The 383-nt window shown below is 54.6% G+C and carries 1 pseudogene; it reads left to right on the top strand.

The annotated features are described in order from the left end of the window. Window positions 1–383, top strand: a pseudogene (locus HMPREF2808_RS10205) (HNH endonuclease); the annotation flags it as partial.

The following is a 383-nucleotide window of genomic DNA, read 5'->3' as shown; positions in this document are numbered from 1 at the left end:
CAGGCTTTTCCTACCCGCAGCCAAATCAGGCGCAAAGTCCGCGACATCTGTAAAACCCTGGACGACTCCATTGCTTTTCGCGACACCCGCCCCAAAGACACCTACCGTTTCTCCTCCAACGGAACCTCTGCCTGGCTGGAACTCCAGGTTGGGGAAGACACCGGCATTAAACTCGATGCCTTCATCCACACAGCCGCCGCAAAAGAAGGAATCACTGTTGCTGAAGCGGTCATCAAACTCTTAAGCGGCGAGATACAACCACCAGCCACCGTAGTCTTACACACCTACCAAGCCTGCGATATTGAGAATGCCCCGACCTTCATTGAAGGCTTTGGCTGGCGGCAAGAGGCTATGCCGCATGATAAAACCCGGGACTTAACCGG

The sequence above is a fragment of the Corynebacterium sp. HMSC078A10 genome, assembly GCF_001811565.1.
Lineage (GTDB): Bacteria > Actinomycetota > Actinomycetes > Mycobacteriales > Mycobacteriaceae > Corynebacterium > Corynebacterium hesseae.
The sequence above is the reverse complement of the archived record's forward strand: the minus strand, read 5'-3'. Positions and strand labels throughout refer to the sequence as shown.